The 19041-nt window shown below is 59.6% G+C and carries 21 protein-coding genes and 3 tRNA genes; 20 read left to right on the plus strand and 4 right to left on the minus strand.

The window, feature by feature from the left end:
• Nucleotides 1-9 precede the first annotated feature (9 nt).
• The 11 genes from pgsA (at nucleotide 10) to ACUN8C_RS12220 (ending at nucleotide 9805) form a co-directional block, all read left to right on the plus strand.
• Complete coding sequence (pgsA, locus tag ACUN8C_RS12170) at nucleotides 10-558, plus strand: CDP-diacylglycerol--glycerol-3-phosphate 3-phosphatidyltransferase (protein ID WP_108842711.1); 549 nt, start codon at nucleotides 10-12, stop codon at nucleotides 556-558.
• An 83-nt stretch (nucleotides 559-641) separates the two neighbouring features.
• A tRNA-Gly gene (locus ACUN8C_RS12175) sits at nucleotides 642-716 on the plus strand.
• A 62-nt stretch (nucleotides 717-778) separates the two neighbouring features.
• Nucleotides 779-852 (plus strand) — tRNA-Cys (locus ACUN8C_RS12180).
• Nucleotides 853-917: 65 nt separating this feature from the next.
• Nucleotides 918-1004 (plus strand) — tRNA-Leu (locus ACUN8C_RS12185).
• A 497-nt stretch (nucleotides 1005-1501) separates the two neighbouring features.
• A complete protein-coding gene (locus tag ACUN8C_RS12190) occupies nucleotides 1502-3097 on the plus strand; it encodes an ABC transporter substrate-binding protein (RefSeq protein ID WP_445619463.1) in 1596 nt (531 codons plus the stop codon).
• A gap of 68 nt (nucleotides 3098-3165) precedes the next feature.
• Nucleotides 3166-4092, plus strand: a complete 927-nt coding sequence (locus ACUN8C_RS12195; protein WP_445619464.1) for a S66 peptidase family protein — start codon at nucleotides 3166-3168, stop codon at nucleotides 4090-4092.
• Nucleotides 4093-4486: 394 nt separating this feature from the next.
• On the plus strand, nucleotides 4487-5497 hold the full coding sequence (locus tag ACUN8C_RS12200) for an ABC transporter permease subunit (protein WP_445619465.1): 1011 nt from the start codon (nucleotides 4487-4489) through the stop codon (nucleotides 5495-5497).
• 15 nt (nucleotides 5498-5512) lie between these two features.
• The gene (locus ACUN8C_RS12205; RefSeq protein ID WP_445619466.1) at nucleotides 5513-6451 is read left to right on the plus strand and encodes an ABC transporter permease subunit; all 939 of its coding nucleotides are present in this window, start codon (nucleotides 5513-5515) and stop codon (nucleotides 6449-6451) included.
• Between the two features lie 71 nt (nucleotides 6452-6522).
• Nucleotides 6523-7524 carry an ABC transporter ATP-binding protein gene (locus tag ACUN8C_RS12210; RefSeq protein ID WP_445619467.1) on the plus strand — a complete coding sequence of 334 codons (1002 nt, stop codon included), beginning with the start codon at nucleotides 6523-6525 and terminating at the stop codon, nucleotides 7522-7524.
• Nucleotides 7521-8546, plus strand: coding sequence for a dipeptide ABC transporter ATP-binding protein (locus ACUN8C_RS12215; RefSeq protein WP_445619468.1), 1026 nt, complete (start codon nucleotides 7521-7523; stop codon nucleotides 8544-8546). The genes ACUN8C_RS12210 and ACUN8C_RS12215 overlap by 4 nt, the downstream gene beginning before the upstream one ends.
• A gap of 116 nt (nucleotides 8547-8662) precedes the next feature.
• Nucleotides 8663-9805 (plus strand): FUSC family protein, encoded by a 1143-nt coding sequence (locus ACUN8C_RS12220; protein ID WP_445619469.1) that lies wholly within the window; start codon nucleotides 8663-8665, stop codon nucleotides 9803-9805.
• On the opposite strand, the gene ACUN8C_RS12225 is transcribed toward ACUN8C_RS12220, so the two are convergent.
• Nucleotides 9796-10041 carry a hypothetical protein gene (locus ACUN8C_RS12225; RefSeq protein ID WP_445619470.1) on the minus strand — a complete coding sequence of 82 codons (246 nt, stop codon included), beginning with the start codon at nucleotides 10039-10041 and terminating at the stop codon, nucleotides 9796-9798. The two genes, ACUN8C_RS12220 and ACUN8C_RS12225, sit on opposite strands and share 10 nt — an antisense overlap.
• A gap of 130 nt (nucleotides 10042-10171) precedes the next feature.
• Complete coding sequence (locus ACUN8C_RS12230) at nucleotides 10172-10465, minus strand: FAD assembly factor SdhE (RefSeq protein WP_445619471.1); 294 nt, start codon at nucleotides 10463-10465, stop codon at nucleotides 10172-10174.
• Nucleotides 10466-10673: 208 nt separating this feature from the next.
• On the opposite strand from ACUN8C_RS12230, the gene ACUN8C_RS12235 reads away from it, so the two are divergent.
• The 3 genes from ACUN8C_RS12235 (at nucleotide 10674) to lapB (ending at nucleotide 12602) form a co-directional block, all read left to right on the plus strand.
• Complete coding sequence (locus ACUN8C_RS12235; RefSeq protein WP_108842721.1) at nucleotides 10674-10970, plus strand: integration host factor subunit beta; 297 nt, start codon at nucleotides 10674-10676, stop codon at nucleotides 10968-10970.
• Nucleotides 10971-11105: 135 nt separating this feature from the next.
• A complete protein-coding gene (locus ACUN8C_RS12240; RefSeq protein WP_108842722.1) occupies nucleotides 11106-11411 on the plus strand; it encodes a lipopolysaccharide assembly protein LapA domain-containing protein in 306 nt (101 codons plus the stop codon).
• On the plus strand, nucleotides 11412-12602 hold the full coding sequence (lapB, locus tag ACUN8C_RS12245) for a lipopolysaccharide assembly protein LapB (RefSeq protein WP_445619472.1): 1191 nt from the start codon (nucleotides 11412-11414) through the stop codon (nucleotides 12600-12602).
• Between the two features lie 59 nt (nucleotides 12603-12661).
• On the opposite strand, the gene pyrF is transcribed toward lapB, so the two are convergent.
• The gene (gene pyrF / locus ACUN8C_RS12250; RefSeq protein ID WP_445619473.1) at nucleotides 12662-13363 is read right to left on the minus strand and encodes an orotidine-5'-phosphate decarboxylase; all 702 of its coding nucleotides are present in this window, start codon (nucleotides 13361-13363) and stop codon (nucleotides 12662-12664) included.
• Nucleotides 13364-13542: 179 nt separating this feature from the next.
• On the opposite strand from pyrF, the gene ACUN8C_RS12255 reads away from it, so the two are divergent.
• From ACUN8C_RS12255 to ACUN8C_RS12280, 6 genes are all read left to right on the plus strand, one after another.
• Complete coding sequence (locus ACUN8C_RS12255; protein ID WP_445619474.1) at nucleotides 13543-13809, plus strand: ComEA family DNA-binding protein; 267 nt, start codon at nucleotides 13543-13545, stop codon at nucleotides 13807-13809.
• Nucleotides 13810-14074: 265 nt separating this feature from the next.
• Entirely contained in the window at nucleotides 14075-14560 is a 486-nt protein-coding gene (locus tag ACUN8C_RS12260; protein WP_445619475.1) for an FxsA family protein, read from the plus strand.
• Between the two features lie 163 nt (nucleotides 14561-14723).
• Nucleotides 14724-15017 carry a co-chaperone GroES gene (locus ACUN8C_RS12265; protein ID WP_086899633.1) on the plus strand — a complete coding sequence of 98 codons (294 nt, stop codon included), beginning with the start codon at nucleotides 14724-14726 and terminating at the stop codon, nucleotides 15015-15017.
• Nucleotides 15018-15075: 58 nt separating this feature from the next.
• Nucleotides 15076-16716, plus strand: a complete 1641-nt coding sequence (gene groL / locus ACUN8C_RS12270) for a chaperonin GroEL (protein ID WP_086899634.1) — start codon at nucleotides 15076-15078, stop codon at nucleotides 16714-16716.
• A 135-nt stretch (nucleotides 16717-16851) separates the two neighbouring features.
• Nucleotides 16852-17349: a GNAT family N-acetyltransferase gene (locus ACUN8C_RS12275; protein WP_445619476.1), complete on the plus strand. Its 498-nt coding sequence runs from the start codon at nucleotides 16852-16854 to the stop codon at nucleotides 17347-17349.
• Nucleotides 17342-18109, plus strand: a complete 768-nt coding sequence (locus ACUN8C_RS12280; protein ID WP_445619477.1) for an RNA methyltransferase — start codon at nucleotides 17342-17344, stop codon at nucleotides 18107-18109. The genes ACUN8C_RS12275 and ACUN8C_RS12280 overlap by 8 nt, the downstream gene beginning before the upstream one ends.
• 137 nt (nucleotides 18110-18246) lie before the next feature.
• Here ACUN8C_RS12280 and ACUN8C_RS12285 read toward each other — a convergent pair whose 3' ends face one another.
• Entirely contained in the window at nucleotides 18247-18942 is a 696-nt protein-coding gene (locus tag ACUN8C_RS12285; RefSeq protein WP_445619478.1) for a glutathione S-transferase N-terminal domain-containing protein, read from the minus strand.
• Nucleotides 18943-19041: the final 99 nt, after the last annotated feature.

The raw sequence follows: 19041 nt of genomic DNA on the forward strand, positions 1-19041 counted from the left end.
CGAAGTGCCATGAGCATCCCCAATATCTTGACGCTGACGAGAATTTTTCTCATACCGCTTTTGGTCATCGTATTCTACCTGACGACCGGCTGGAGCAATCCACTGGCCGCCCTGCTGTTCACCATCGCCTCGGTCACTGACTGGTTTGATGGCTATCTGGCACGCCGCTGGAACCAGAGCACACCCTTTGGTGCCTTTCTGGACCCGGTCGCCGACAAGCTGATGGTTGCCGTCGCCCTGGGGGTACTCATCGAGTTCTACAGCGATGTGATCCTGACGCTGCCGGCGCTGGTGATCATCGGTCGCGAGATCGTGATCTCGGCACTGCGGGAGTGGATGGCGGAACTTGGCAAGCGTGCCAGCGTGTCGGTCTCCAGCATTGGCAAGTACAAGACCGCCTTTCAGATGATCTCGATTATCCTGCTGCTGGGGTTTGCGCCCGGTACCCTACTGGCGCAGGCAGGCTTTTTGCTGCTGTATCTGGCCGCCATTCTGACGCTCTGGTCGATGTACAAGTATCTGCGGGCTGCCTGGCCTGAACTGACACGCTCGATGTGAGCGTAACGTGTGACTCAGGTGCGATTTTTACCGGGTTTTGTTTGACAGGTTTCTGTCACATCGGTATATTTCGCACCCGTTGAGCGGGAATAGCTCAGTGGTAGAGCATCGCCTTGCCAAGGCGAGGGTCGGGAGTTCGAATCTCCTTTCCCGCTCCATCCCTTACGGGATCAACGGACAGGTCAACGAGTATCACGATTCGTTTTCCGCAGCGTTTTGAGGCTGGATGGCAGAGTGGTTATGCAGCGGACTGCAACTCCGTGTACGCCGGTTCGATTCCGACTCCAGCCTCCATATCCCTTCTGCCTGACCTCCGGCCTTATCAGATGGCCTCAAGCAGATAAAGCCGTCGACTCCTCGCCCGGATGGCGGAACAGGTAGACGCAAGGGACTTAAAATCCCTCGACCGCAAGGTCGTGCCGGTTCGATCCCGGCTCCGGGCACCAAACCTTTCAGCATGACCGCTTCCCTGCCCTTGTTTTTCAAGTGACTCTTTCCGAGTCCAATACCCTTTTGCAGATCATATTTTTTTATGCCTCCACCAGAGGGCATCGATCACTCACGTCTGTACGCCATGGCCTTTCAGCCGACAATATGTAACCTTCTTCGACAGGCCACGTCTTCATTTCTGACTCTTTATTATGCTGATGTAGAACCTCTGGCGCTGATACCTAACGGTGCTGTATCGGTGCCAATGGCCCGTACCTGCCCTGTGCCGCCCCGTCACAAAGGCGTCCCTTTCGGAGCAATGCATGTCGCTATTAGACTCAGGTCCAGGCCCAGAGCGTGATAGCAGTGATTGACAGCCTGCCCGACCCCGACATAGTTTCAATGCGTGACGTTGTGTCATGACGTTACCCCACGGGCTCGACTTATCGTCGGTCGCGTGGCGACAGCCGGCCTACCCGGCCGGTCACACCAACAATATACAAAAGACGTGCTCATGACCCAGAAAACCTCACGCCGGCTGATGCTGGCAGGTGGCCTGTTGATGGCGGCCACCGGTACTGCCCATGCCAAGACTCTCGTCTATTGCTCGGAAGCGAGTCCCGAAGGTTTTAACCCGCAGCACTATACGGCCGGGACCACCTTCGATGCCTCCTCGCGCACCATTTACAACCGTCTGGTGGAGTTCAAGTCCGGCACAACCGAGATCAAGCCGGCGCTGGCCGAGTCGTGGGAGGTCTCCGATGACGGCCAGACCTATACCTTCCACCTGCGCAAGGGCGTGAAGTTCCAGACCACGGACTACTTCACCCCGTCACGCGAATTCAACGCCGATGACGTGCTCTATTCGTTTAACCGCCAGCTGGAAGACGATAACCCTTGGCACGGGGTCGGCAGCGGCTATGAGTACTTCGAAGGCATGGGCATGCCGGATCTGATCGAAAGCGTCGAGAAGGTCGATGACCATACCGTACGCTTTCATCTGAGCCGCGCCTCGGCGCCTTTCCTGTCTGACATGGCCATGGACTTTGCCTCGATTTTGTCAGGGGAATACGCCGACCAGCTGATGAAGGAAAACCACCCGGAGCGCATGAACCAGCAACCCGTGGGCACCGGACCGTTCCAGTTTGCCGGCTTTCAGCGCGATGCCTACATTCGCTATCAGGCGCATCCGGATTACTGGGAAGGCAAATCACCGCTGGACCGCCTGGTGTTTTCAATCACGCCCGACGCCTCGGTGCGCTTCCAGAAGCTTCAGGCCAACGAATGTCAGGTCATGGTCTTCCCCAATCCGGCCGATCTGGAGGCGATGCGCAACGATCCCAATATCAACCTGGAATCGGCCGAAGGGCTGAACGTGGGCTATCTCTCCTTTCAGACCGAGAAGCCGCCGTTCGATAACCCGAAGGTACGCCGCGCCCTGTCGATGGCCGTCGATCGCGATGCGATTATCAAATCGGTGTATCAGGGCGCCGGCGAGAAGGCCAAAAACCCGATTCCACCGACGATCTGGGGCTATGACGAGAACGTCAAGGAGATCCCTTACGATCCCGAGCAGGCCAAAAAGCTGCTTGCCGAGGCCGGCGTCAAGGACCTGAAGACCCAGCTATGGGCCATGCCGGTACAGCGTCCCTATAACCCCAACGCGCGGCGCATGGCGGAAATCATTCAGTCCGACTGGCGTAAAATCGGTGTCAACGCCGAAATCGTGTCCTACGAGTGGGGCGAGTATCTGCGCCGTGCCTCTGAGGGCGAGGCGATGACCGGTCTCTTTGGCTGGACCGGGGACAATGGTGACCCGGACAACTTCCTCAATACCCTGCTGTCGTGCAATGCCGCACGCGATGGCTCCAACTACGCCAAGTGGTGTAATACGGAGTACGACGACATCATCCGACAGGCAGCCACGGCCACCGATCAGGATGAACGCACAAAGCTCTATGTGCAGGCGCAGGAGATCTTCCGCGACCAGATGCCCTGGCTGCCGATCGCCCACTCGATTGTCTACGATCCGGTTCGCAGCAACGTCACCGGCTATCAGGTACAGCCGACCGGCTCCCACATCTTCTATGGGGTAGATATCAAGGAGTAACGTCCCTGACGTAGGATAGAGCCCCGCTCTGACGAGCGGGGTTTTTCATGCCTTTCGGACAGCTGCCCATGACGTCACCCATCATTGAACCCTCCGCGCTGCGACCGCTGGGCGATGGCCCACGCACCGTGGCCCTTATTGCCCCGGCCGGCGCGGTATTACCCGAGCGCATCGAAGCCACCTGCACACTGCTGACACAAATGGGCTACTGCCCACAGCTTATGGACCACGCCCGGGCGCGGCATCGCTATCTGGCCGGCACCGTCGAGCAGCGCCTTGAGGATTTTCACGCCGCCTTCAATCTGGCAGACGTGACAGCCGTGTGGTGCCTGCGCGGCGGCTACGGCTGCGCTCAGCTGATGGATCACATCGACTGGCAGCACCTGCCCGATGTGCCGCTTCTGGGCTACTCCGACATCAGCGTATTGCTGAGCGCCTTTCATGCCCGGGGCCGCCGGGCGCTTCATGCGCCGGTGGCCACCGAGCTGGCCCTGCTTGAACAGGCCAATGGAGTGGCGCGCGAGGCACGGGCCGCGTCCATGGCCAGCATTGCACCAGTGCTTCAGGGCAGCGCCGGCCACATGACGGTGACGCACGTGGCCGGGCCCGATGCGCCTGTAGAGGGTCCGCTCATCGGTGGCAATCTCACCACGCTTGCCAGTGTTGCCGGCACCTCTGGCGCCCTGCACGTTCCGTACGGTGCCATTTTGATGCTGGAAGATGTGGGCGAGCGGCTCTATCGCCTTGAGCGCAGTTTCTGCCAGCTGCTGGCGAGTCTGGCGCCGGGTCGTTTGAGCGCGGTCTGTCTGGGCAGCTTTACCGACTGTGATACCGGTGACAGCAGTGTCGAGGCGATGGTGCAGGCGTGGCTGGCCCCCCATGATATTGCGCTCTACCACCAGGTGCCCTTCGGCCACGGTGAGCATAACCAGGCCTGGCCGGTCGGACGAATGGCGCGGCTTGCGGCCTCCGGGCTTGACTGGGCGCCCGAATGATCAGCATCGATCCCTGTCCATGCGCCCTTACGAGCATGGACAGGGTCAACACAATCCCCTAGGGTCTATCACTTACTGCATCACTGCCTAAAAAGGCCTGCTCGCTGCAGCAACAATAACAAGTATGGATACATGACCATGACCAATACCCTCTCGACTCGCCGTCTTTACAAGGCTCGCCTGACCCTTCGTGCCACTTCCGTGGCCGGCCCGTGTCGGCCGGATCCCGGCTAGACCGGATCCCGACCTTCAAGCATGAACCCGGCGCAATCATTGCACAGCCCGTGTTCATTGCCTGCCCATCCCTGCTGATCATCACGCGCTCTGGCCTACAGGCCATGTCGGCGTGCTGTTGGCAGGTACGGATTACACGTTCGCGGTGGCGGAAACCCCTATGTTGAGCTTTGTCTTTCGCAAACTTTTAATGCTGATCCCAACGCTTCTGGGCATCACGCTGGTGACCTTTACGCTAGTGCACCTGATTCCCGGTGACCCTGTCGCCATCATGGCCGGCGAGCGCGGCATCTCTGCTGAACGGCACGCCGAGGTGATGGCGGAGCTGGGGCTGGACCGGCCGATGTGGGAGCAGTATCTGAGCTTTCTGGGCAATCTGGCCCATGGTGATCTGGGTCACTCGCTGATCAGCAGCAACCCGGTACTCGATGAATTCATGTCACTTTTCCCGGCCACGCTCGAGCTTGGCTTTTGCGCCATGCTACTGGCCGTGTGTCTGGGCATTCCGCTGGGTGTCATTGCCGGCATCAAGCGCGGCTCGATCATCGATCACACCGTCATGGGCACCTCGCTGACCGGCTATTCGATGCCGATTTTCTGGTGGGGCCTGCTTTTGATCATTTTCTTCTCGGGAATTCTGGGCTGGACGCCGGTCTCGGGACGTCTCTCCTCGAGCTACTGGATCGACACCCCGACCGGTTTCATGCTGATCGATACCCTGCTTTCCGGAGAGCCCGGCGCCTTCGCCGATGCCCTGCAGCATCTGATTCTGCCCACGGTCGTACTGGCCACCATCCCGCTGGCCGTGATTGCCCGCATGACGCGGTCATCGATTCTCGAGGTGCTGGGCGAGGACTATATCCGTACCGCACGGGCCAAGGGGCTTTCCCCTTGGCGCATCATTGCCATTCATGCCCTGCGCAACGCCATGATTCCGGTAACCACGGTGATCGGGCTGCAGATTGGGCTGCTCTTTTCCGGCGCCATTCTCACCGAGACCATCTTCTCCTGGCCCGGTATAGGCAAGTGGCTGATCGATGCCGTCGGACGGCGCGACTACCCCTCGCTTCAGGGCGGTATCCTGCTGATTGCCCTGATCGTCATGATGGTCAATCTGATCGTTGATCTGCTCTATGGGCTGATCAATCCCCGCATTCGCAACAGTCGCTGAGCCCGGAGGCCACACATGACACAGGTTACCCCTCAGCCCCCGGCCGCCGTGCCGGACATCAACGACGGCGCCTCGACCGAGCGTACGACGCAGCGCCCCTCACCGCTTAAAGATGCCTGGCGAAGCTTTCGCCGCAACCGCGCCGCCCTGGCCGGCATGGTCATTATCGCGCTGATCATCGTGATCGCCTGCCTGGCCAACGTGGTCGCGCCCTACTCACCGGTTGCACAGTTTCGTGACAGCGTGCTCACGCCGCCCTTCTGGCAGGACGGCGGCTCCCTGCGCTTCGTGCTGGGCACCGACGACCTGGGCCGCGACATCCTGAGCCGCCTGATTCACGGCGCGCGACTGTCGATGACCATTGGCGTCATCGTGGTGTCGCTGTCACTGGGCATCGGCGTGCTGCTGGGTCTTCTGGCCGGTTTTCTGCGCGGCTGGATCGATACCGTCATCATGCGATTAATGGACATCATGCTGTCGATCCCGAGCCTGCTGCTGGCCGTGGTCGTGGTCGCCGTACTCGGGCCGGGGCTTTTCAACGCCATGCTGGCGATTGCGGTGGTCTATCTGCCCCACTACGTACGCCTGACGCGCAGCTCGGTGATCACCGAGCGTGAGCGCGAATACGTCATGGCCTCACGGCTGGCCGGCGCCGGCGTGTTCCGACTGATGTTCATCACCATCCTGCCCAACTGCCTGGCGCCATTGATCGTTCAGGCCACGCTCAGCTTCTCCAATGCCGTGCTGGATGCCGCAGCACTTGGCTTTCTCGGATTGGGGGCCCAGCCGCCGACGCCGGAATGGGGCAGCATGCTGGCCGATGCGCGCCAGTATGTGCTGCAGGCCTGGTGGGTGGTGACCTTCCCGGGACTTGCCGTTTTGATCACGGTGCTGGCCTTCAACATCATGGGTGACGGCCTGCGCGATGCGCTCGACCCGCGCCTCAAGCGCTGATGATAACGGCCACGGCTGTACAGACACGACAACAACGACAAACGTCGACCATTGCAAAACAGGAGAGCGTCATGGCGCTTCTGGAGATTGAACAGCTCAGCGTGTCCTTCGACACGGATGAAGGGACCTTTCCTGCGGTATCGGATCTGAGTCTGACGCTGGAAGAAGGCGAAGTGCTCGGCATCGTCGGGGAATCCGGGTCCGGCAAGAGCGTGACCATGCTGGCAATGATGGGGCTTTTGCCCTTCAACGCCCGGGTCGAGGCCAGCCGGTTTCACTTTGCCGGGCAGGACATGCAGACCCTGAGTGACCGCGCCCGGCGTCGCCTGACCGGCAACGACATCGCGATGATCTTTCAGGAACCGAGCACCAGCCTCAACCCGAGCTTTACCATCGGCTTTCAGCTGCTGGAGGCCATCAAGGCCCACGAAGGCGGTGGTCGCCGTCAGCGCCGCGAGCGCGCCATTGAGCTGCTGGACCAGGTCGGCATTCCGGCCCCTGCCAAACGCCTGAGCGACTACCCGCATCAACTTTCGGGCGGCATGAATCAACGCGTCATGATTGCCATGGCGATTGCCTGCAACCCGCGGCTTTTGATCGCCGATGAGCCCACCACGGCGCTGGATGTGACCATTCAGGCGCAGATCCTGGATCTTTTGCTCAGGCTTCAGGAAGAGCGCGGGATGGGCATGATCCTGATCACTCATGACATGGGCGTAGTGGCCGGCGCCGCCAAACGCGTGGCCGTCATGTACGCCGGGCAGCTGATGGAAACCGGCACCAGTCACGACGTCTTCCGTGAGCCTGCCCATCCCTATACCGGGGCACTGCTCAATGCCCTGCCGGAGCGTCATCCGGGCACGATGCGCCTGCCGACCATCCCCGGTGTGGTGCCGGGCATCAACGACCGTCCGCAGGGCTGTCTTTTTCATCCGCGCTGCGCCCATGCCCAAAAGGACTGCCGCGCCAGCCGACCGGCGCTTGAGGCCATCCATGCGGAAACCGGCCTCGGCACGCGTCATGTGCGCTGTTATCACCCGCTGAATGAAGAGGTTCTGGAGATCGCCCCATGAGCAGACCCAACATTCTTGATAAATCCTTGCTCGACGCGCCCCTGATGGAAGCGCGCGACCTCGTTCAGACCTATCAGGTGCGCCAGGGTTTTCTGCGCCGCGCCGAACTTCATGCCGTACGCGGCGTCAGCTTCACCCTTCACAGCGGAGAAACCCTGGCCGTGGTGGGAGAGTCCGGCTGTGGCAAGTCAACGCTTGCCCGCATGCTGACGCTGGTGGAACCGCCGTCATCGGGGACGCTTTCGGTGGGCGGGCGTGACGCGGCCAATCCGGACCGGCAGACCCTGGCCGCCCTGCGCCGTGATGTGCAGATGGTGTTTCAAAACCCCTATGGCTCGCTCAACCCGCGCAAGCGCATTGGCACCATTCTGGAAGAGCCCCTGGTCATCAACACTTCGACACCGGCCGATGAGCGCCGTCGCATGGCACAGGATATGCTCGCCCGCGTCGGGCTGCGACCGGAGCATTACGACCGCTACCCGCACATGTTTTCCGGCGGTCAGCGTCAGCGTATTGCCGTGGCGCGCGCTCTGATGCTGCGGCCCAGAGTGCTGGTGCTCGATGAGCCCGTTTCGGCACTGGATGTCTCGGTCCAGGCGCAGGTGCTCAATCTGCTTAACGACCTGCAGGAGGAGTTCGGGCTGGCCTATCTGTTCATCTCGCACGATCTGAGCGTGGTACGCCATGTGGCCGACAACGTCATGGTGATGTATCTGGGCCGGCCGGTGGAGGTGGGCTCGCGCGAGGCGCTGTTTGAAACGCCGCGCCATCCCTACACGCAGGCGCTGCTGTCGGCAACGCCATCGGTCAACCCCGATGAGCAGCGACACCGCATCGCGCTGAGCGGCGAACTACCCTCACCGCTGTCACCGCCGCCGGGCTGCGCCTTTCATCGGCGCTGCCCGCATGCCCGGCCCGAGTGCGCTGACAGACGCCCCGAGCTTCGCGAGGTCGGGGGCGCCCAGGTGGCCTGCCACTTTGCCGAGGAGCTCATGGTAGCGCGCGAAAGCGGCGCGGCATGATACCCATCGGGGCGGTGCAACGCCGCCCCGATCGTCGGTAAAACAGGATTTTTGCTCGAGTTTTCGGATTCTTCGGCGATAAGATAGGGACATTCAATTCTTCAGCCTGGCGCCCCATGGCACGCATACGCTTTCGCGATCCCTACTTCAACTATCGATACCGTCACTATCTTTACACCCTGCGCGCCACCATCGCGCTCAGCGTGACCTTTTGCATCGTGTCTGTTTTCAACATTCCCCACAGCATCTGGGCGCCGGTCAGCACCCTGATGGTCATGGGGAACCTGCCCCATGTCGGTGGCGTGCTCGACAAAGGCGGCCAGCGCCTGATCGGCACCGCGCTGGGCGGGCTTCTGGGCGTCGCTCTGCTGCTGATTCCGTCGGCACCGCCGGGCACCATTCAGGTGCTGACGCTGGCCGCCATTGCCGTGGCGCTGCACGCCACCTTTACCTCACGCTATGGCTATAGCGTACTGATGTTTGGCATCACGATCCTGATGGTCACCGGCGATGGCAATCAGGATCTGACCATTGCCCTGTGGCGCGCCTTTGACGTGCTGCTGGGCACCAGTATCGGCATTCTGATCACGATCATCGTGCTGCCCCAGAAGGCCACGGACCTGTTTCGCTTCATGCTGGCCGATAATCTTGATCGTCTGGCGAGCCTCTATTATGCCCACACGCTGGCCACCGAAGCCGATCACGACCAGGCACTGGAAGAGATGAAAAAGACCACCACGCAGCTGATCAAGCAACGCGGTCTGGTAGATGCCGTTCACAAGGAAGGAAGGCTACGGCGCGGCGAGCTCAACAGCCTGCTGTCGCTGGAGCGACGCATGATTTCGACCGTCGAACTGCTGCTGGAAACCCACTGGGATACCCGCAACGGTCACGAGATCATTGAAAGTCTTGAAGGGCTGCGTATTGATCAACAGCAGCTGGCACGGTCGCTGTCGATGCTGGCCCATCAGGTGCGCACCGGTCAGCAGATCGACATGAATATTGCGGCGCTGGACCTGCAGCGCTACGTTAACCGGGCCTTCTCCGGGCGCTCCTCATCAGGTCGCGCCCTGTTCAGCCCGAGTGGCTATTTATGGCTCAACCGGGAACTGGCGCGACAGGCTCGCGCCCTGGTCGGCTATCTGGGCAATATTCAACGCCTACCCAGTTCGCGGCTCAGAAAACGGGCCAATCGTCATCATCTGGTGGGCGGCAGGCGTCTGAGCGACGAGCGCCCTGCTGACAGTGCTCAGCCCTGAGGCAGTTCGCCCGGGATATTATTGCCGGTGGCGGAGCGGTTCAAAAGCGCCTGACGCAGTCGGCGAAACTGCTCGGGCGGCAGCATGTCATACCAGAGCGCATAACGGCGTCGCTCGATGCGCACTTCACAAAGCAGTGGCCCAAGTCTTGAGACTTCAAGGGCCACACCCCGCCATTGCCCGTCACGATACTGCTCCCACTGGCCACTGTCGGTCGTGCGAAGCGGAGGCGGCAAACGCCTCGCCTGATACTCTCCCAATGCGACTAGCACGAGAAACATCACGCCTGCCCAGAGGGTGGAAAGCCACAGGACACAGGCGAGTGCAATGGCGCTCCCGATCAGACCATAGAGCCCGATTACGACCCTAGAGCGGGCGAACGTCACTTGTACGGGTGCTTTCGGCATAATCCACGATTTTGGTAATAATGGGAGTCAGGGCCGGATCGTCGGGAAGCTCGCGGCGCATCAGCCACAGAAAAAGGTCCTGATCCTCGCAGGCAAGCAGCGCCTGATAGGCATACTGATCTTCATCACTGAGCCCATCGAAGCAGTTCTCGATAAAGGGCACCAGCATCAGGTCCAGCTCCCACATGCCACGCCGGGAATGCCAGTAAAGACGCTTGCGCGCCGTGGCATCAAAGGCTTGTTCTTCGCTCACATCGATCTCCTGTCAGAGGGCGGTTGACCCTGCCCCATTATACGCAGCCAGCGCGCCACGCCCATGATTGTCTGAAACTTTGAAAGCCACCCCTGACACAAATTTTGAGCGGCATGTAGTGCGTTGTTTTATCTCACATTAGCGGCTATGCTGAAACCAAACAAAAAGCCTTGTAAAGGCTCCCGACAGGCCGGATGGAGAACCCCCGATGACGAAGTCCGAATTGATCGAACAGATTGCTGCGCAACAGTCAGAATTGTCCGTCAAGGAGGTAGAGTCGGCGGTTCGCCTGATTCTTGACGATATTACCGATACGCTGGCCAATGGCGGTCGGGTCGAAATACGCGGCTTTGGCAGTTTTTCCCTTCACTATCGCGAACCACGCACCGGACGCAATCCCAAAACGGGAGACGCTGTCAGCCTCAGCGGCAAGCACGTTCCCCATTTCAAGCCAGGCAAGGAGCTGCGCGAGCAGGTCAACTCCAGCCGCGAACATGGGTTCTGATCCCCGCTCGCATCACCCCTGCCTCACGATGACACCTGTTGCATAACGCTTGCGGGCAAGCGCTGTAAACATCGCTGCATGCCATTGCCGGTGTTACACTGCCTGCAATTGGACAAGGAAAATCAGGGATCTGCTATGCGCTGGCTCAAGGGCGTGGTACTTGCTGTTGTCACACTGATCGTTCTCCTTCTGGGCATGCTGTTTGCCGTGCGCAATCAGCAGACTGTACCGCTGGATGTCATCTGGGCAGAATTGCCGCCTGCATCGCTGTCCCTGTGGCTGCTGTCAACGCTGGTGGTTGGCGTGCTGCTGGGCATGGTAGCCATGTCAGGCCTTTATCTGCGTCTGCGTACCACGCTCATGCGTACCCGCCACGACAATCAGCAACAGCGCAAGGAGCTTGATCGTCTGCGCGTTCAGGAGTTCAAGGAAGCCCCCTGAATGCCGGATCCCGTGCTGCTCCTTATACTCGTTGCGGCCATCGGCATCGGCTGGTGGCTGGGCCGCATGGAGCGAAAGCACTATCGCTATCGCCAGCGAACGCTGTCCGGTCAGCACCTGTCCCGCGACTATTTTGTCGGGCTGAACTTTTTGCTCAACGAGCAGCCCGACCGCGCCATCGAGACCTTCGTACAGGCGCTTGAAGTCAACGGCGATACCATCGACACCCACATTGCGCTGGGCAATCTCTTTCGCATGCGCGGTGAAACCGACCGTGCCGTGCGCATTCACCAGAATCTATTGGCACGCCCTGTACTGACCACACAGCAAAGTGAGCAGGTGCAGCTTGAGCTGGCCCGCGACTTCATGCGTCTTGGCGTACTCGACCGTGCTGAACGGCTGCTCGACGGGCTGGTACGACAGTGTGAAAACGAACAGACCGCGACCGCCGCCAAGCGCCTGATGGTGGATCTTTTTGAGCGGGAAAAGGACTGGCAGGCAGCGCTGAACGTGGCGCTGCCTCAGCTGGCAAAACAGGATGAATCGCTCAAGCGCGCCGCTGCGCACTGGCACTGCGAGCTTGCCGAACAAAACATTGAAGAAGGCAGCCCGGGGCCCGCACGACGTCATCTCAAGCAGGCGCTGTCCATTGATTCGGCCTGCGTTCGTGCCAACTGGATTTATGCCGATATCGAGCATCGCGCCGGCAGTTACCGCAATGAAATCCGCGCCCTGCGCCGCATTCGTGATCAGGACAGCGATATGGTGCCCATCACCCTGGCCCCCATTCAGCGCGCCTTTGATCTGCTGGATGATGAACAGGGCCTGATCGATTTTCTGCATGATCAGCTCGAAAAGGCACCCTACGTCTCCTTCGTGTTACTGCTGGCCGAACGACTGCGCACACGTGACGGGCTCGAACACGCTACCCGTCTGGTCAGTGAGCAGCTTCAGCGTCACCCCAGCCTGCGCGGTATCGACTATCTGATGGACCTTTATCTCAAGGAGGTGCCCGAACATGAGCTCGAGCACCTGCGACTGCTCAAGCGTCATACCGAGCAGCTTATGGCTCAGCGCGCTCGTTACCGCTGCAAAAGCTGTGGCTTTCAGGGGGAACAGCTTTACTGGCACTGCCCCAGCTGTCGCCAGTGGGGCGCGATCAAGCCGATCACGGGTCTGGAAGGCGAGTAACGCCGCCGCCATTTCTATCGCCACTGCCCCTTCATCGCTGCTGCCTCCCTTGTCACCCGCTACACCTTGAGTGCCGAAAGCTCCTGTTCAATGGCGGCAAGCGCAGCCATCGGATCACTGGCACGCGTCACCGGCCGGCCAATCACCAGATGCGTACTGCCGGCCTGCATGGCCTCAAGCGGTGTCATGACCCGACTCTGATCATCGCGCTGAGCAAAGGCCGGACGAATGCCCGGGGTCACCCGCAAAAACGCATCGCCACACTGCGCGGCCACTTCGCCGGCCTCGCGGGCTGAACACACCACCCCATCCATACCGCTGTCGCGAGCGAGCTCGGCCAGATGCAGCGCCTGCTCGCCAGCCGTACGCGCTACGCCAGTCTCCAAAAGGGCAGCATCATCCATGCTGGTCAACACCGTCACGGCGATCAAATGCGTGTCGAGTCCGTTTTGAACAAGCACATCGCGCGCCGCCTGCATCATTTGCCGACCGCCCGAGGCATGGACGTTGACCATCCATACGCCGTGATCGGCGGCGGCATGAACCGCGGCGGCCACTGTATTGGGAATATCGTGAAACTTGAGATCCAGAAAGACGTCAAAACCGCGCTGGTGCAGGGTCTTTAACGCTTGCGGGCCACTGCGGACAAAGAGCTCCTTGCCCACCTTGAGCCGACAGCGTCGGGGGTCCAGCTGGTCCACCAGCGGCAGTGCCGCGTCCAGGCTGGCATGATCGAGGGCGATGATCAGAGGGGAAGACATGCGGGCTCCTGTGCTGTCGTTCGAGTGGCCGATTCGAGCGGCCAGTATAAGGGCTGTACTTCATTAGCGGGATAGTCACCGATCATCAAACCTCCCAAAACGATATATAAAAATAAACTAAATAACCAAAACTCCCTGCCGATATTCTGGAAGTAACTCTTCTACAACAAGGAACCGGCATGTCTCGCAAACTGATCGCAATGCTTTTGACCACCGCTGCACTGTCTCTTTCCGCACCGCTGATGGCCGAGCCGCAAAGCGTCAATATCAATACGGCTACTGCGGCCGAGCTGACCGCCCTGCCGGGCATTGGAGAGAAAAAGGCCGATGCCATCATTGCTGACCGTGAAGCCCATGGTACCTATGAAAGTGCCGATGACCTGAGCCGCGTCAGCGGTATCGGCAGCGCAACCGTTGACCAGCTGCGCGATAGCGTCGAACTCTGATCAACACCCGGGCGGCAGTCCTGCCTCTGCCGCCCTGCCTGTTTCCCCTTTTGTTTCTTTCTTCTACTGCCCGACCTTCTTTCTGTTTCCTCTCTCGATTGCCCGACTTTTGTCCCCTGTCATCATCCGGGCATATACCTCTTGCACCTGACATGCCAGTATCCTGTGCTATCGACAGCTGCCGCGTCTGACGCTCCCTGACCGGGAGGCCCGGGCGATCACGGTATCCTTGTGAACACATTGAACGCGAGAGTGCGAAGACATCATGCCCCTGCTGTTACCCATCGGCTTTTTTCTATTGCTGGATCTGATCTCGATTTTTGTACTGGGCAAGCTGATCGGTGCCTGGGTACTGCTGGTCATCGTGCTGGCGGCTGCCTTCGGGATACATCTGATACGTCGTGAAGGCGTGGACTCCTTTCGTCAGGCCCAGCAGAAAATGGCCACCGGCGGTGAGGCCAGTGCCGAGCTCAAGCGCGGTGCTGCCCTGATCATGGCAGGTGTTCTGCTGGTCATGCCGGGCATCCTGACCGATGCCATTGCCGTATTCTGCCTTATGCCGTTTTCTCGCAGCGCGCTTCTGGGGCGTTTCATGCGCAGCAATGTCAACGTGCATCGTTATCATCCCGACCGCGACCGCCAGGGCGATACCTATACCCAGCCCGAGCGCGACACCTCTGCCAATTCATCGTCCAACCCCCGCGTGATAGAGGGCGAAATCGTTGATAGTGAAAAGGATCATCGCAAGTAAAAAAATTGCGTCGACCCCTTGAAACAATCCGATGCGACCTCATTAATCTGCCACGTCGTGATATCGACCCAAATACTCCGGTAACCCGGAACCTGGGGGCGATGAGGCCACCGGCCAGACGCCCCCGAGCAGTCCATGTAACCAGTTAGGGAGAACGTGAGAAATGAACATCCGTCCTTTGCACGATCGCGTTGTCGTTCGTCGCGTGGAAGAAGAACAAAAGACTTCCGGTGGCATCGTTCTGCCCGGCAACGCGCAGGAAAAGCCGACTCGCGGTGAAATCCTCGCAGTTGGCAAGGGCCGTATCCTTGAAAGCGGTGAGACACGCCCCCTCGACGTACAGGTCGGGGACAAGGTGATCTTCAAGGATGGCTTTGGCGTTGAGAAACAAAAGATCAACGGTGAAGAAGTTCTGATCATGAGCGAGTCCGACATTCTCGGCGTGCTCGAAGGCTGATACCTCTTTTACGTCTACGTCATTTTTTACACGAACATAGAATCGAGGAATTACCGTAATGTCCGCCAAGCAGATCAAGTTCTCCGATGATGCCCGCAAGCGCATGGCGCGCGGCGTCAACGTTCTTGCCGATACCGTCAAGACAACGCTGGGGCCGAAGGGTCGTAACGTTGTTCTGGAAAAATCCTTTGGTGCACCGACTGTCACCAAGGACGGCGTTTCCGTCGCCAAGGAAATCGAACTGAAGGACAGGTTCGAAAACATGGGCGCGCAGATGGTCAAGGAAGTTGCTTCCAAGACTTCCGACGTTGCCGGTGACGGCACCACCACTGCCACCGTTCTGGCGCAGGCCATCGTCAACGAAGGCCTCAAGGGCGTTACTGCCGGCATGAATCCGATGGATCTCAAGCGTGGCATCGACATCGCCATCGCCAAGGCCGTCGAAGAAATCCGCAGTATGGCCGTACCGTGCACCGATTCGCGTGCCATCGCCCAGGTCGGTACCATCTCCGCCAACGGCGACAGCACCATCGGCCAGATCATCGCTGACGCGATGGAAAAGGTCGGCAAGGAAGGCGTCATCACTGTTGACGAAGGTCGCGGTTTTGAAGACGAACTCGAAGTCGTTGAAGGCATGCAGTTTGATCGCGGCTATCTGTCGCCCTACTTCGTGACCAACAACGAAACCATGTCGGTCGAGCTGGAAGACCCCTACATCCTGCTGGTCGACAAGAAGATCTCCAACATCCGCGAACTGCTGCCGGTGCTGGAAAATGTCGCCAAGGCCGGCAAGCCGCTGGTCATCATCGCCGAAGACATCGAAGGCGAAGCGCTGGCAACACTGGTGGTCAACAACATGCGCGGTATCGTCAAGGTCGCGGCTGCCAAGGCGCCCGGTTTTGGTGATCGTCGCAAGGCCATGCTGCAGGACATCGCGATCCTGACCGGCGGCACCGTGATCTCCGAAGAAGTTGGTCTGAGCCTTGAGCAGACCACTCTGGATCACTTGGGCAGCGCTCGTCGCATCACCATGTCCAAGGAAAACACCACCGTCATCGACGGCAACGGTGTTGAGTCCGACATCGAGTCGCGCGTCAGCCAGATCCGCACGCAGATTGAAGATACCTCTTCCGATTACGATCGCGAGAAGCTTCAGGAACGCGTCGCCAAACTGGCCGGTGGTGTTGCTGTTATCCGCGTCGGTGCGGCTACCGAAGTGGAAATGAAAGAGAAGAAGGCTCGCGTTGAAGACGCGCTGCACTCGACTCGCGCCGCGGTTGAAGAAGGCGTTGTGCCTGGTGGCGGTACAGCACTGGTTCGTGCCTCGGCTCGTCTGCGCGACATGAAAGGCGCCAACGAAGACCAGACGCACGGCATTCAGCTGACCATTCGTGCCCTGGAAGCGCCGCTGCGCCAGATCGTGACCAACGCTGGTGAAGAAGCTTCCGTAGTGCTCAACCGTGTTCGCGACGGCGAAGGCAACTTCGGCTACAACGCTCAGACCGGCGAGTACGGCGATCTGTTCGAAATGGGTGTTCTTGACCCGGCCAAGGTATCGCGCTCTGCCCTGCAGTCAGCCGGTTCCGTTGGCGGCCTGATCATCACGACCGAAGCCATGGTCGCCGATGATCCGGAAGAGAAGGAAGCTGCCGGTGGCGGTGACATGGGCGGCATGGGTGGTATGGGCGGCATGATGTAATCATCCCCCGAAGCCTGACCCTCCCAGGGTCCCTTCAAAAGCCCCGCTTTATGCGGGGCTTTTTTATATCCATGTTTTTCATGTCCATGATAGGCTTTGCGCACTCATCCATGACCTTCGTATGTGCCCGCTATCATGACGCTTTCCATCCGTGACGCCGTCCCCGATGACGCCGCCACCATCGTTCGTTTCATTACCGAACTTGCCATCTATGAGCGTGCCGAGCACGAAATGAAGGCGGATGAATCGATGATTCGATCCACGCTTTTCGGTGATCGCCCGCATGCCCATGCCCTGATCGCCCTGCAGGATGATCAACCAATCGGCATTGCCGTCTATTTTTTCAACTATTCGACCTGGCTTGGCCATCGCGGCCTCTACGTCGAAGACGTGTTTGTCACCTCAAGCGCCAGAGGTCAGGGGGCCGGACTGGCATTGATGAAGGCGCTGGCAAGGATTGCCGTTAACAACCACTGCCCACGCTTTGACTGGCAGGTGCTGGACTGGAATCAGCCGGCGATTGATTTCTACGATGCCATCGGCGCCGAGCCTCGCAGGGAGTGGCTCTCCTATCGTCTTGAAGGCGAGGCCCTCAGACAGTTTGCAGGTTCGGGAGCGACGCACCATGACTGACCCACGCTCAACGCTTGATAACGTGCGTATCGTGCTGGTGCAGACCTGGCATCCGGGTAATATTGGGGCAGCTGCACGCGCAATGCGCACCATGGGGCTTACGCAGCTGGTACTGGTCAATCCGCGCCAATTCCCCGATGAAGAAGCAACGCGCATGGCCGCCGGCGGCGAATCCCTGCTGGAACAGGCGCGCGTGGTGGAAAGCCTTGAAGACGCCGTCGCCGACTGCGGCGCGGTGGTGGGGCTTTCTGCGCGGCTTCGCAATCTGCCCCTGCCGCAGTTTGAAGAAGGCGACGACATGGCGCGCGAACTGATGTCACTGGCCGAGGATATGCCGGTAGCACTGGTATTCGGGCGCGAGCGTTCGGGCCTGACCAACGATGAAATCGCCTGCTGTACGCATCAGTTGAGCCTGCCGGCCAACCCGGACTATCCGATTCTCAATCTCTCTCAGGCCGTTCAGGTCTGCGCCCATGAGCTTTATCGAGCGTGGCGCTACCGCAACGCAGACGACACCGCATCCACTCAGGCGTCCACTGGCGGACGTGAAAAGGATCTGCCCCCCACACGTGAGCAGATGCAGCATTTTCAGCAGTCACTGGCCGCAGCGCTTCAGGAGGCCGGCTTTTTAAACCAGCCTCATGCCCAGACCCTGGAGCGGCTGCAGAACTTCTATCAGCGCTCCTCTCCTACTCGCAAGGAGCTTTCGCTGCTGCAGGGCGCGCTTCGGGCACTTGTCGACCCGGCCCAGAAGCCGTGACATCGACAACGTGCCTTGCATAAAAAAGTGCCCTACATAAAAAAAGTGCCCTGCATAAAAAAAGTGCCCTGCATAAAAAAGGACCCGGTGATCGGGTCCTTGTCATTAATGCGCGGTTTGTTTTACCGGGCAGGGGATCAGCGCAACCCGACACGCGGTGCGTTACGGCCAAGCCCACCAAAAAGATCCAGCATGCGCTCATGCCACTGCGCGACCGGATCATCGGCCTTGAACAGGGCACCGTCATGGACCACATGGGCCAGCATGAACATCCCGAACACCAGATAGTCAGCGCCGCCCGGATGATCGCCATCAATAAAGGATGATCCTTCAAGCTGGGCACGCAGCGGTGGCAGTGCCTTCTCCAGCATCTCAAAACCCTGCTCGGTATCCTGAAACTGCTCAAGCGTTACCCCAAAGCGCGCCTCCCGGCTTTCCCGGAAGTACGGTTGATCCTTCGGATCAATGATCGAGAACACATCCAGCAGGGCAATTTTCATCAGCGCCGGCCCGAGCTGTGTTTCCGACCAGTGCTTGATAAAGCGGGCACGTGAGCGCGCCATATCATCGCCAAAAAGGACAGGCCCCGGATACTTCTGATCCAGCCAGGTCATGATCTCGAAGCTGTCGGTAACCACCTCATCATCTTCATCAACGATGACCGGCACTTTCTCCTGACCGGAGAAGGCAATGTCCTGCTTGTCGCTGAAATGCCATGCCCGGGTCTCGAAGGTCAGCCCCTTGTGGTGCATGGCCAACGCTGCTCGCCAGCAAAAGGGAGAAAATCGCAGGGCAGTATCTTCGCCACAAAGGTCATACATGATGCGCGCCATGCTTGCTCCTTCTCGATATAAAATCGACAGTCGTGCTGTCGCGGTATCCCTCACTATAGCAGTCAGGGAACACCGCACAGGGACAACGGCTTCTGCCGG

Source organism: Kushneria sp. Sum13 (assembly GCF_052692355.1).

Excerpts from the sequence above, each read along its gene's own strand:
- ACUN8C_RS12280 (WP_445619477.1), top strand. The coding sequence starts at position 17,342 with ATGACTGACCCACGCTCAACGCTTGATAACGTGCGTATCGTGCTGGTG.
- ACUN8C_RS12255 (WP_445619474.1), top strand. The coding sequence starts at position 13,543 with ATGTCTCGCAAACTGATCGCAATGCTTTTGACCACCGCTGCACTGTCT.
- groL (WP_086899634.1), top strand. The coding sequence starts at position 15,076 with ATGTCCGCCAAGCAGATCAAGTTCTCCGATGATGCCCGCAAGCGCATG.
- ACUN8C_RS12220 (WP_445619469.1), top strand. The coding sequence starts at position 8,663 with ATGGCACGCATACGCTTTCGCGATCCCTACTTCAACTATCGATACCGT.
- pyrF (WP_445619473.1), bottom strand. The coding sequence starts at position 13,363 with ATGTCTTCCCCTCTGATCATCGCCCTCGATCATGCCAGCCTGGACGCG.
- ACUN8C_RS12240 (WP_108842722.1), top strand. The coding sequence starts at position 11,106 with ATGCGCTGGCTCAAGGGCGTGGTACTTGCTGTTGTCACACTGATCGTT.
- pgsA (WP_108842711.1), top strand. The coding sequence starts at position 10 with ATGAGCATCCCCAATATCTTGACGCTGACGAGAATTTTTCTCATACCG.
- ACUN8C_RS12275 (WP_445619476.1), top strand. The coding sequence starts at position 16,852 with ATGACGCTTTCCATCCGTGACGCCGTCCCCGATGACGCCGCCACCATC.
- ACUN8C_RS12205 (WP_445619466.1), top strand. The coding sequence starts at position 5,513 with ATGACACAGGTTACCCCTCAGCCCCCGGCCGCCGTGCCGGACATCAAC.
- ACUN8C_RS12190 (WP_445619463.1), top strand. The coding sequence starts at position 1,502 with ATGACCCAGAAAACCTCACGCCGGCTGATGCTGGCAGGTGGCCTGTTG.
- lapB (WP_445619472.1), top strand. The coding sequence starts at position 11,412 with ATGCCGGATCCCGTGCTGCTCCTTATACTCGTTGCGGCCATCGGCATC.
- ACUN8C_RS12210 (WP_445619467.1), top strand. The coding sequence starts at position 6,523 with ATGGCGCTTCTGGAGATTGAACAGCTCAGCGTGTCCTTCGACACGGAT.
- ACUN8C_RS12265 (WP_086899633.1), top strand. The coding sequence starts at position 14,724 with ATGAACATCCGTCCTTTGCACGATCGCGTTGTCGTTCGTCGCGTGGAA.
- ACUN8C_RS12195 (WP_445619464.1), top strand. The coding sequence starts at position 3,166 with ATGACGTCACCCATCATTGAACCCTCCGCGCTGCGACCGCTGGGCGAT.
- ACUN8C_RS12200 (WP_445619465.1), top strand. The coding sequence starts at position 4,487 with ATGTTGAGCTTTGTCTTTCGCAAACTTTTAATGCTGATCCCAACGCTT.
- ACUN8C_RS12215 (WP_445619468.1), top strand. The coding sequence starts at position 7,521 with ATGAGCAGACCCAACATTCTTGATAAATCCTTGCTCGACGCGCCCCTG.
- ACUN8C_RS12235 (WP_108842721.1), top strand. The coding sequence starts at position 10,674 with ATGACGAAGTCCGAATTGATCGAACAGATTGCTGCGCAACAGTCAGAA.
- ACUN8C_RS12260 (WP_445619475.1), top strand. The coding sequence starts at position 14,075 with ATGCCCCTGCTGTTACCCATCGGCTTTTTTCTATTGCTGGATCTGATC.
- ACUN8C_RS12285 (WP_445619478.1), bottom strand. The coding sequence starts at position 18,942 with ATGGCGCGCATCATGTATGACCTTTGTGGCGAAGATACTGCCCTGCGA.